Origin of the sequence: Leisingera sp. McT4-56 (assembly GCF_020514995.1) — a bacterium.
GTDB lineage: Bacteria > Pseudomonadota > Alphaproteobacteria > Rhodobacterales > Rhodobacteraceae > Leisingera > Leisingera aquaemixtae_A.
Genome location: NZ_JAJALF010000007.1, coordinates 168869 through 180739 on the forward strand (window position 1 = coordinate 168869; position 11871 = coordinate 180739).

An 11871-nucleotide genomic window follows, 5' to 3' on the forward strand; every position below is an offset into this window, starting at 1 on the left:
AGTAGGACTGCTGGATAGCTGCTGCCGCGTCAGGCGGAGAGGGCTGCCGGCAGCGGGGCCCCGTCTTCCAATACGGCAGCCGCGGTCGTCTGCACCGCCAGTCCGAATTCGGCGGCGGACATGGTGAGCCACTCCCAGAAACTGGCGGCGTGGCTGGCGGGGATCAGAAGGTCGAACTCTGCGTCCGCGCAGCGGTGCAGGTGAATTTTCGTGTGCGCCATCAAACTGACAGCGCTGCGGCCGGGTACAAACCGGTCCAAGTCCAGCACGCAGCCCTTGGCCATCAGGGCGCAGGCGGCGGTGCCGCTGATCCGCAGGCGAAGGAACCCGCCGCCGGCGCTGCTGACGGCGGCCAGCCCGGCAAGCACCTGTTTCAGCTCTTGTTCCAGCACCAGAGCAGGGTGCGGGCTGATCAGGTGCCAGCAGTTGCCGGCTGCCCAGGCCAGGCGGTTTTCGCTGGCCTCAGAAAAGCGTCCCGGGCCGGGCAGGTTGGTGAAGCCGAAGGGCGTCAATGCGGCACCGGTTGCAGTCGCCTTGCCGTGGAAGGGCATGATCCGCAACACGGTGGTGCCGGTCACGATCCGGGCCACGACGCCGGCGGGCTGGGCGGAGGGGACGCCGGTCAGTTCCAGACCTTCGAGGCAGAACGGGGGGCGGGCTTCAGCTGCGCACACGGGTATTCTCCGGATCATAGAAATGGTGGGACACGATGGTGGCCGGGACGGGGTCTTCGCCGTGCAGGGGGTCGATGATCTCAACCACTTCGCCGAGCCGCTCGCGGCCGCGCCGCACCAGAGCGATTGCGATACAGCTTTCCATCGTCGGGCTCCAGGCTGCGGAGGTGATGTAGCCGTCGTCATTCTCTGGTGCGAGGGGGGCGCCCCTGGCAGTGATATGGGCGCCCTGGCGGAAGCTGTGCGAAGGGTCCAGAGGTTTCAGCCCCACCACAACCTCGCGGTCGGGGTCGGTCAGCCCAGGGCGGCTGCTGAGGGCGCGGCCGATGAAGTCCTTCTTGGCGGACATCAGCATGCCAAGTCCCAGGTCCGCCGCGGTGGTGAATTTATTCAGCTCCGAGCTGACATGCCCTTTTTCGATGCGCAGCACGTCCAGCGCCTCGACCCCATAAGGCGTTATGCCGAACTCGGCGCCTTCGCGCTCCAGCGCCTCGGCCAGGGGGCGGCCATAGGGGGAGGGCACATATATTTCATAGGCCAGCTCGCCCGAGAAAGAGATCCGGAACAGCCGGGCGGGCACGCCGTCCAACACGGTGCATTCGCGCGCGGCCAGGAAGGGCAGAGCGGCGTTGCTTACATCCATCTCCGGGGCGATCCGGGCCAGCACGTCGCGGGCGCGGGGGCCTGCCAGGGCGATGCCCGCCCAATCCTCGCCCGCATCGGCAAAAACAACGTCCAGCTCCTGCCAGAGTACCTGATGGCAGTATTCCAGATGGCTGATAACACTATCGGATTCTGCCGATGTGGTGGTGATGAAGTAGTGATCCTCAGCCAGCCTCGAAACGGTGCCGTCGTCCATCACGATGCCGTCCTCGCGCAGCATCAGCCCGTAGCGGGACTTGCCCACCGGCAGCTTGGCGAAGCCGTTGCTGTAGACCCGGTCGAGAAAGGCCGCAGCATCGGGGCCTTGCAGGTCGATCTTGCCCAGGGTGGAGACATCGCAGAAGCCCACCGCGCTGCGTACGGCCTGAACCTCGCGGCTGATGGCTTGGCTCATAGTCTCGCCCGGCTTGGGGAAATACTGGCTGCGGTGCCAGAGGCCGGATTCGATGAACACACCGCCTTTGTCCTCGACCCAGCCATGCAGCGGGGTTCGCAGGATGGGGCGCCAGTGCTTGCCGCGGGAACGGCCCGCCAGCGCGCCGAGGCTGACCGGCCGGTAGGGCGGGCGGAAGCCGGTGGTGCCGACCTGGCTCATCGGCTTGTCCAGTGCCTTGGACATCGCGGCGATGCCGTGGATGTTGGAGGTCTTGCCCTGATCGGTTGCCATGCCAAGGGTGGTGTAGCGTTTGACATGCTCGACCGAGCGGTAGCCCTCGCGGGTGGCCAGCGAGACGTCGCCCGCAGTCACGTCATGCTGCAAATCTATGAATTTCTTTGACTTCCCGGTGCTGGACTCGAAGTAGGCGAATTTGGCGGCGCGCTGTTCGCTGGCCTCCAGATAGTTGTGGTAGTTCGCCAGGCTTGCGCTGTCCGGGGCGGCAAAGCGTTTGCCGGCGGCCTCGCCCGCTATGCGGCCGTGGGTCTGGCAATCTTCGTGGGCCTCAAGCCCGACGAGGCTGCCGGTGCAAAGGAAATCCGCGCCCGCCATCTCCTGCGGCAGGAAGGCTTGCAGGTTTTCGCTCCAGTGCGGTTTCTGGCCGCGCTGTGCCAGCAGCTGCACCGCCGGGTTCCAGCCGCCTGAGACGCAGACCGTATCGCAATCCACGGTGCGGCGGCTGCCGTCCTTCTGGCGCAGGGTGACGCCCGTGACTGTGGTGCGGCCATGCACGGTTTCGATCTCATCGCCGTTGCGGGCATCTGCCACCGCGGCGACGGTGACACCAGCCGCCCCCAGCGCCTTGGCTAGGCCTGTGGTGCTGTCGTTGGTGGTGAAGATCACCGCGCGGCTTCCGGTGCGGACGCCGTAGTCGCGCAAGTAGCGCTCCGCGGCGGAGGCGAGCATCACGCCGGGGCGGTCGTTGTTGCCAAAGACCAGCGAGCGTTCATGGGCGCCGGTGGCCAGGATCACCTGGGGGGCCACGATCTTCCACATCCGCTGGCGCGGCTGGTGAGCGGCGGGGACGGGCAAGTGATCAGAGACCTGCTCAACCGCGCCGAAGGTGTTGTTGTCATACCAGCCGAACACCATCGTGCGGGGCAGGATGCGGACGTTCTCCAACGCCTCCAGTTCGGCGATGTCCTGTTCCAGGCCGGTGCTGTCAAAACCGCCAAGACGGGCGTGTTCCTCCACCAGGGTCACCCGGGCGCCGCTTTGGGCCGCAGCGCGGGCGGCGCTGATGCCCGCGCCACCGCCGCCGATCACGAGAATATCGCAGTGGTGGTGGATCTTTTCATAGGTGTCGGGATCGATGCCGCCGGACAGGCGGCCCATGCCTGCGGCGCGGCGGATCACCGGCTCATAGAGATTGGTCCAGAATTTTGCGGGCCATTTGAAGGTCTTGTAGTAGAACCCGGCGGCAAAGAACGGCGAAAACAGCTGGTTCACCGACAAGAGGTCATAGCGCAGCGAGGGCCAGCGGTTCTGACTGGTGGCCTCCAGCCCATCATAGAGCTCAACCATCGTGGCCGGAATGTTGGGTTCCTGCCGGGCGCCGCTGCGCAGCTGCACCAGGGCGCTGGGTTCATGCGGGTCGCAGGTGAAGATGCCGCGCGGGCGGTGGTACTTGAAGCTGCGCGCGACCAGGCGGACGCCATTGGCCAAGAGGGCAGAGGCGAGTGTGTCGCCCTCGTAGCCGCTGTAGCGCTTGCCGTCGAAGGTGAAGCTGATGGGCTTGCTGCGGTCGAGGCGGCTTCCAGCGCCGTTTAGCCGGTGGGTCTGGCGGGTCATCGCTGGACCTCCCCGCCGGGGCGGGCCTGAATGGCCTGAGTGATTTCATGGGTGACGGTGTTGCGGTCCACAACCAGCCAGCCGCCGCAGCCCTGGGCGTGGCGCCAGTGTTCGCGGTGGGGGCCCTTGGGGTTGTCGCGCAGGTAGACGTAATCGACCCAGACCTCCATCGGGGCGTCTGCGGCGGGGCGGGGGAGGGTGGCGTCGCCGCGATAGATGAATTCTTCCAGCGGGCGGTCTCCGCACAGCGGGCAGGGGATGCGCATGGGGTGTCAGCCCTCCTCAGTGGTGGTTGGGGAAGGGACCGCCGCCAGTGGCATCCACCGGGCGGCCTTCGGCAAAACGGTCAAGGTGGAACGGCGCGTTGTACTTGTGCGGCGCATCGTTCGCGACGGTTTGGGCAAAGCACCAGGCGGCGCCGGGGATCGCCTTGAAGCCGGTGTAGTTCCATCCGCCGTTCAGATAGAGACCCTCGACCGGCGTCTTACAAATGTAGGGGGAGCCATCCATGGTCATGTCGACCACGCCGGCCCAATGGCGCAGCAGGCGCACTCGCCCCAGCGAGGGTAGGAACATCATCATCGCCTCGGCCACGTCCTCGACAATCGGCAGGTTGCCGCGCTGCGCAAAGCTGTTGTAGCCGTCCAGCATGCCTCCGAAGACCAGGCCGCCCTTGTCGGACTGGCTGATGTAGAGGTGACCGACGCCAAAAGTCGCGACAGTGTCGACGCAGGGTTTTACCGCCTCGGAGACGAAGGCCTGCAGCTTGTGGCTTTCGACCGGCAGCTTGATCCCGGCCATCTGCAACACTTGGCTTGTATGGCCCGCCACCGCGACCGCCACCTTGCCCGCGCCGATGCGGCCGCGGGTGGTCTCAACCCCGGTCATGCGGCCATTGGCGTCACGCTCAAACCCGGTGACCTCGCAGTTTTGGATGATGTCGACGCCCAGCCGGTCGGCAGCACGGGCATAACCCCAGACCACGGCATCGTGGCGGGCGTTGCCCGCGCGCGGCTGGAGGAGGCCGCCCAGCACCGGGAAACGGCCATTGTTTTCGTCTACCAGCGGCATCATTTCCAACACCTGCTTGCGGTCCAGCATCACCGCGTCGACGCCGTTCATGATCATCGCATTGCCGCGGCGCACCGCCTCGTCGCGCTGGCCGTCGGTGTGGAAGATGTCCAGAACGCCGCGCTGGGAGAACATTACGTTGTAGTTCAGCTCCTCGCTGAGGCCTTCCCACAGTTTCAGCGACCATTCCAGCAGGGGAATTTCGCTGTTCAGCAGGTAATTGGAGCGCACGATGGTGGTGTTGCGGCCGGTGTTGCCGCTGCCGATCCAGCCTTTTTCCAGCACCGCCACATTGATGATGCCGTGCTCTTTGGCCAGGTAATAGGCGGTTGCCAGCCCGTGGCCGCCGCCGCCGATGATCACCACGTCATAGTGCTTCCGGGGCTCCGGGTGGCGGAAGGCCTCGGGCCAGCCCTGGTGGCCGCGCAAGGCCTGTTTCACCAAAGATGTGACTGAATACTGCATCGTCTCCGGCGCCCGTTCCGGGCTTCGTTCCGCTGGGAAGTTTACCGGATGATGATGGCGCGGCACCGGCCCTGCCCGACAGGGTAAAAAAATTCAGCGGTGGCTCAATTTAAGTCTTCCATTGAGAAATCAGGCGCTTGGCGTCACATTGGATGGGTCCTGAATACCGGCGGATTGAACCATGAAAAGACGGCTTCCCCCCTTTGCGGCAGTCAAGGCCTTTGAGGCGGCTGCGCGCCATTGCAATTTCCAGCTGGCGGCGGAGGAGCTGGGCATTTCAGCCTCGGCGGTCAGTCACCAGGTCAAGGCGCTGGAGGATTTCATCGCCATGCCGCTGTTCATCCGGCGCAACAACCGGCTGATCCTGCGTGAAGAAGGCCAGGCCTATTTCGAACGCCTAAGTGTTGCGCTGGATGGGATCGAGATGGCGACAGATGTGCTGGCGCGCTCAACCGGGCGGTCGCAGCTGACGCTGAACCTGTTCCCATCGCTGGCCGATGTGTGGCTGATTCCGCAGCTGGGGGATTTTCATCAGAAGCACTCCGATATTGCCGTCCGGCTGAGCACCTCCGAACTGGCGGGAGACGGTTTGAACCGGGAGGCGGATTTTGCCCTGGCCTATCTGCCGAAGGAGAACGTGCCGGAGAATGCTGTGGTGCTGTTTTCCGATGATATCGTGCCAGTGGCGGCGCCGGAGTATCTGGCAGCGCACAGGCAGATCGAAAGCCCGGAGGACCTGCTGCAGCACACCCTGATCGCCAGCCTGTCGGAAGATGAGGAATGGAAGTCCTGGTTCGAGGCGCAGGGGGTCGCGGATCACCGCAATGCCCGCTACTTGGAGCTGGACATGTGCTCCAGCTGCCTGAAAGCGGCCAAGGAAGGTCTGGGAATCACCATGGGCCGCAGGCCGTACCTGGATCATGATCTGGCGGCCGGCCGTCTGGTAGCGCCAGTGCCGGCGGTTGTTTCCACCGGCTGGTGCTTGGCGCTAGTAACCACCCCCCGCGGCGCTGGCTTGCCGTATGGACCGCGCTTCCGGAATTGGATGATCACTGTGAGCGGCGAGTCCGGGAATGCATGGGCGGCACTTGGCTGACCCGGACAGGCGGTTGGGTACTTTATTGTACATTCGAACAATAAAGATTGCATGGGTCGAACTTCCATGCTTATCTATTGTACAGTTGAACAGTAGATAGCTCTCCGCAGGAAGGTAGCCATGACCCGAACCTCTGCACGCAGACGCGCCCGCGGCGGCGCCCGGCCGGACCGCAGCGGCGGCGCTGTAACCCAATCACCCTGGACCCAGGTCCGCTACCGCACCGCCCCCACAAACGTGCTGAGCACCGATCAGATAGAGGCGATCCACGAGGCCTCGCTGACGATTCTGGAGGAAATCGGCGTCAAAGTGTTGGACCCAGAAGCGCGGCGCTATCTGCAGGAAGCCGGGGCAAAGGTGGACCACAGCGAGGAGATGGTCTGGCTCGACCGCGGGCTGGTGGATGAGAAGCTGAAGCTGCCGCCGTCGTCGTTCACGCTGCACGCGCGCAACCCGGAGCGCAATGTACAGCTAGGCGATGATTGCGCGATCTTTGCCTCAGTTGGCGGCCCGGCCTTTGTCTCGGATCTCGACAAGGGGCGGCGGCAGGGCACCTATGCGGAGATGTGCGATTTCATTAAGCTGGTGCAGAGCCTGAATATCCTGCATCAAGAAGGCGGCGGCCCGTTCGAGGCGCTGGACCTGCCACAGGAAAGCCGCCATCTGGACCTGCATTTCGCGCAGATCACCCTGACCGACAAAAACTGGCAACCCTGGGGGCTGGGCGCCGACCGCGCCCTTGACGGGCTGGAAATGGCGGCAATCTCGCTCGGCTGCTCGCGCGAGGACCTGATCGGCAAGCCGGTGTTTACCACCGTGATCAACACCAACTCGCCGCTGCAGATCGACGGGCCGATGGGAGAGGGGTTGATCGAGATGGCCAAGCACGGCCAGCCCGTGATCATCACCCCGTTCACGCTGGCCGGTGCGATGTCGCCTGTGACCATTGCGGGCGCGCTGACCCAGCAGAACGCCGAAGCGCTGTCTGGTATCGTACTGGCGCAATGCGTGCGCCCGGGCACTCCGGTTGTCTATGGCGGCTTCACGTCCAACGTGGACATGAAAACCGGCTCACCGGCCTTTGGCACCCCGGAATACACGCTGGCGGCGCAGGCCACCGGCCAGCTGGCGCGGCGCTACGGCATCCCCTTCCGCTCCAGCAATGTGACCGCCTCCAACGCGGTTGATGCGCAGGCGGCCTATGAAAGCCAGATGTCGCTGTGGGGCGCGATGAGCGGCCATGTGCATCTACTGAACCAGGGCGCGGGCTGGCTGGGCGGCGGGCTGGTGGCCTCTTTCGAGAAGCTGATCATCGATGCCGAGATGCTGCAGATGATGGCCGCGGCGCAGCAGCCGTTCGAGGTGTCCGATGCGGCCATCGGCCTGGACGCGATCCGCGAGGTCGGGCCTTGCGGCCATTTCTTTGGCACCCAGCACACGCTGGAGCGCTATGAGAGCGCCTTCTACACGCCGCTGGTGTCCGACTGGGACAACTACGAGAACTGGAGAGACCGCGGCAGCATGGACAGCGCGCAGCGCGCCAACGGGATCTGGAAGCAGATGTTGGCCCAGTATGAGCAGCCGCCTATCGACGCGGCAATCGAGGACCAGCTGAAGGACTACATGGCCCGCCGCAAGCAGGAGATCCACGGCGCAGCCGCCTGACCTGCGAACATTCTCCCAGCCTTATGCGGCAGCGGAGCTGCATAAGGTCATTCTGCCCGGCTCCCCATGGCCGGGCAGCTTTTTTTATGAGCTGCTGCTGACAGCCAGTGCTTGGCAACCCGTTTCCGCCTTCCTCGCGAATTTCACCAGTAGTGGCTGGCCGCAGCTGCGCCGCCATGCGCCGCAAAAAAAGCCCGGTTCTGGAGATTTTTTGCGCTTTCATTCCCTTTACGGTGCTTCACCGCCGCCCTTAACGCGGCAGCACAGAGAACACGCACAGAAATCCAGCTGGATATCCTTCGGGCGCCAGCAGGGCCGCTGCAGCGCAGGCCGTAACAAAAAAGAACCGGAGCAGGCCTAGGCGGCACTGCTCCGGTTCGCGGGGCTGGATGCGGTGAGGATGGTGGCCCAGCCCCTTCCGGTGATGACGGCGTGTTAGTTGCGCATACGCAGGCCCTCGGGGTCGACGGGCGGGGCGGTCAGCAGGCGCGCCTTGCACCGCTTGGCGGCGATGTCGATCTCGTATTCGGCGGCTGGGTCGATGGTGTCGGGATAGAGGTAGCCAAGCGCCAGGCTGGTGTCTGCGCAGTAACCGTAGCCGCCGGAGCTGGTGTAGCCGGCCAGCTTGCCATTCAAGAACACCGGCTCGCCGCCATAAGCGTCGGCCTCGCCCGTATCGACGGCGAATTGCACGAAGCACTCCCGCGGCCCGGCCTCCTTGGCAGCCAAGGCAGCCTCGCGGCCGATGAAGTCACCCTTGCCGTAGCGGACAAAGCGCGCCAGTGCGGTTTCGTGGGGGTAGTAGTCGGAGGTGAGCTCCATGTTCCAGCCGGCAAAACCTTTTTCCAGCCGCAGCGCCATCAGCGCGTGGCCGCCTGCGAGGGTCAGGCCGTGGGGTTCGCCCGCTGCCAGGATCTCCTCGAACAGCGTGCGCTGGTATTCCATCGGCATGTAGATCTCGTAGCCGCATTCGCCGGTGTAAGAGACCCGGATGACAAAGGCGCCGGGGCAGGGGCCCAGGTCCATCTCGCGGCCCGACAGGAACGGGAAATCTGCGCTGCCGAAGCTGATGCCCGGGGCCACCGCCGCCATGATTGCCTTGGCGTTGGGGCCGGCCACATGCAGGCCCGCATAGCGGTTGGTGAGGTTCTCATAAGCGATACCGGTTTCGGGCATGGTTTCCAGGAACCAGCGTTCGTGGATCTTTTCCATCGCGCCCGACCCCAGCACCAGACAGCTGTCCTCACTGAGGCGCGTGACGGTGAAATCGCCGGTCACTTTGCCTTGGCGGCTCAGCATCGGGCAGAGCGCAGTTCTGCCCACGGACGGGATCTTGTTGGCCATGATGCGGTCCAGATAGGCCACCGCACCGGCGCCGCTGAAGCGGTATTTGCCATAGCTGGTCAGCTCGAACAGGCCTGCGGTTTCACGCACAGCGCGGGATTCGCGGGCGACGGCCTGGAAGCAGGCGGGGCGCTCGTAGGAATAGCTCTCCTGCCGCTCGGCGTCATTGGTTGCATACCAATAGGCGTCTTCCCAACCGCAGGTCTCGCCAAACACTGCGCCTGCGTCTTTCAGCCTGTCATAGATTGGTGACGTCTTCATCGGACGCGCTGCCGGGAAGGTCTGGTAGGGGTAGATCCGGCTGGAGCGGTTTTCATACCAGTATTTGGTCATCTGCTTGGCATAGCGGTTGCCGGCATAGTCGCCGTAACGGGCCACGTCCCAGAAGCTGACGTCCAGCGAGGGCTCGCCGTCGATGATCCATTCCGCCAGCACCTTGCCGATGCCGCCGCCCTGGTTGAAGCCGGTCATCACGCCGTTGGCGCAGAAGTAGCCTGGCTTGCCAGGGTAGGGGCCGATCAGAGGGCCGAGGTCGGGGGAAAAGATCATGGGGCCGTTGATCACGCTCTTGATGCCGGCATCGGCGAGGCTGGGGATCAGCTCGACCGCTTGCAGAAACTCGTCCTCCATCCGGCTCAGATCGTCGGGCAGCAGCTCGTGACCGAAGTCCAAGGGGGTGCCGTCTTCGGACCAGTGGATGCATTTGCTTTCATAGGCGCCGATCAAAAGCCCCTTGCCCTCGGGGCGCATGTAAAGGTTCGCATCGGCATAGGACAGCAGGGCGTGATCACTGCCGATTTCCGCCATCTCGGGGATCTCTTCGGTGATCAGGTAATGGTGCTCGACCGGCATCAGGGGCAGCTTGATGCCCGCCAGCGCCGCCACTTCGCGGCCCCAGAGGCCGGCGGCATTGACCACGTAATCGGCGGTGATGGTGCCGTTTTCGGTCACCACGTCCCATTTGCCGTCGTGGCGCTGGTTGGTTTCCAATACCGGGGTGTGGCGGTGGATTGTGGCGCCGTAGTTGCGCGCGGCCTTGGCGAAGGCATGGGTGACGCTAGCTGGATCACAGTAACCGGCTGTTTTTTCATGCAGGATCGCGGTCAGGTCATCGGTGTTGAGGGTCGGAGCAAGCTCCTTGGCGCGGTCCGGGCAGATAAATTCGGATTCAATGCCATAACGCTTGCCGAAGGCATGGGCGATGGCGAGCGTCTTGATCTCTTCCTCATCCTTCGCGACCAGCAGCTCACCGTTATAGTGCAGGCCGCACTCCTGGCCGCTTTCACGCTCCAGCTCCGGGTAGAGGTCGATGGTGTACTTTTGCAGAACCGCAGCATTGCCTGGGGCAGTCAGGGTGAACAGGTTGCCGGCCGCGTGCCAGGAGGAGCCTGCGGTCAGCTCCTGCCGTTCCAGCAGCACCACATCCTTCCAGCCCCGTTTGGCCAGGTGATAGAGGATGCTGCAACCGACGACCCCGCCGCCGATAATGACCACTCTTGCTTTTGTTTCCATTACGCTCGCCCTGCTGTCGCTGAGGTTTCGGTTGAAAAACTGTCGAGCAGGGGGCGGGTGAACTCAAACAAATTTAATTGCGGGGTCCTCAAATTTGATTCTGCGGCCAAATCCGACGGTGTAATTTTCTTGGTGACGATCGAAATTTATTTAGTTGAGATGAATCCATTGCTGCCGGATCGTTATGGGACCACGACCTAACGGCCGGGCAGGGAACGGCATCACGGCAGCTCGCAAGACAAGGCCGTTCCGGGTGTCAGGGCGGCAGTTGGGTCACCGTAGTGTCCAGTTCTAGCGCCTGCAAGATTCTGCGGTGCCTGCTGAAGATATCTACACGGCGCGTGGGAGAAATTGGGGCGCTTTCTCCAACCGGAATTAGCGTCAATGCCAGGGAGGAATGACAATTGTACATTCAAAGCGAAGCAGGCAAAGGTTATGCATTAAGCGCCCCGGCTTCGCTTTATGTGGGGCTTCTGGTGGCTGCGCCGCTGGGGATCCTGGTGGCTTACAGCTTCTGGACCCAGACCTATGTCGAGATCGACAAGACCCTGACCTGGGCCAATTACCTGGAGGCGGCGACCGATCCGCTGGTGCGGCACCTGATGCTGCGCTCGATCCTGATTGCCGGGGCGGTGACCATGGCGACGGTGGCGCTGGCCTATCCGATCGCCTATTTCATCGCCTTCCGCACCCAGAAGAAAACCCTGTGGCTGCTGCTGATCACCATCCCGTTCTGGTCCAGTTACCTGCTGCGGGTGTTCAGCTGGAAACTGATCCTCGGCTTCAACGGGGTGATGAACTCGGCGCTGATCTCATTGGGGCTGATCACAGAGCCGCTGACCTTCCTTCTGTACAATGAATTCGCAGTGGTGCTGACCCTGGCCCATGCCTGGGCACCGTTTGCGATCCTGCCGATCTATGTGTCGCTGCAAAAGATCGACCGTTCGCTGCTGGAGGCGGCTACCGACCTGGGTCTCAACAAGCTGGAGCGGTTCATCCGTGTCACCCTGCCGCTGACCGTGCCGGGCATCATCGCCGCCAGCCTGATCATCTTCATCCCGACCGTGGGCGACTACGTCACCCCGTCGCTGGTCGGCGGCTCGCAGGGCAAGATGGTGGCGAACCTGATCCAAGTGCAGTTCGGCCCGGCCAAC

8 protein-coding genes are annotated in these 11871 nt (G+C 63.6%); 3 read left to right on the top strand and 5 right to left on the bottom strand.

What is annotated here, in order from left to right; genetic code table 11:
- Nucleotides 1-29: 29 nt before the first annotated feature.
- From LHL23_RS10785 to LHL23_RS10800, 4 genes are read right to left on the bottom strand one after another with little or no spacing between them, the layout of a single operon-like run.
- Entirely contained in the window at nt 30-674 is a 645-nt protein-coding gene (locus LHL23_RS10785) for a sarcosine oxidase subunit gamma (RefSeq protein ID WP_226429863.1), read from the bottom strand.
- Nucleotides 661-3564, bottom strand: coding sequence for a sarcosine oxidase subunit alpha family protein (locus tag LHL23_RS10790; protein ID WP_226429864.1), 2904 nt, complete (start codon nt 3562-3564; stop codon nt 661-663). Before LHL23_RS10790 ends, LHL23_RS10785 begins: the two co-directional genes overlap by 14 nt.
- Nucleotides 3561-3830, bottom strand: a complete 270-nt coding sequence (locus LHL23_RS10795; RefSeq protein ID WP_226429865.1) for a sarcosine oxidase subunit delta — start codon at nt 3828-3830, stop codon at nt 3561-3563. The genes LHL23_RS10790 and LHL23_RS10795 overlap by 4 nt, the downstream gene beginning before the upstream one ends.
- Before the next feature lie 16 nt (nt 3831-3846).
- Nucleotides 3847-5100 carry a sarcosine oxidase subunit beta family protein gene (locus LHL23_RS10800; RefSeq protein WP_226429866.1) on the bottom strand — a complete coding sequence of 418 codons (1254 nt, stop codon included), beginning with the start codon at nt 5098-5100 and terminating at the stop codon, nt 3847-3849.
- 181 nt (nt 5101-5281) lie between these two features.
- Here LHL23_RS10800 and LHL23_RS10805 point away from each other — a divergent pair, with 181 nt between their 5' ends.
- Nucleotides 5282-6196, top strand: coding sequence for a LysR substrate-binding domain-containing protein (locus LHL23_RS10805; RefSeq protein WP_226429867.1), 915 nt, complete (start codon nt 5282-5284; stop codon nt 6194-6196).
- A 120-nt stretch (nt 6197-6316) separates the two neighbouring features.
- The gene (locus LHL23_RS10810; protein WP_226429868.1) at nt 6317-7861 is read left to right on the top strand and encodes a trimethylamine methyltransferase family protein; all 1545 of its coding nucleotides are present in this window, start codon (nt 6317-6319) and stop codon (nt 7859-7861) included.
- Between the two features lie 435 nt (nt 7862-8296).
- Here LHL23_RS10810 and LHL23_RS10815 read toward each other — a convergent pair whose 3' ends face one another.
- Nucleotides 8297-10717 (bottom strand): FAD-dependent oxidoreductase, encoded by a 2421-nt coding sequence (locus tag LHL23_RS10815; protein ID WP_226429869.1) that lies wholly within the window; start codon nt 10715-10717, stop codon nt 8297-8299.
- A gap of 410 nt (nt 10718-11127) precedes the next feature.
- Here LHL23_RS10815 and LHL23_RS10820 point away from each other — a divergent pair.
- Nucleotides 11128-11871 (top strand): ABC transporter permease (locus tag LHL23_RS10820; RefSeq protein WP_413229471.1); only part of this gene is annotated, 744 nt, incomplete at its 3' end.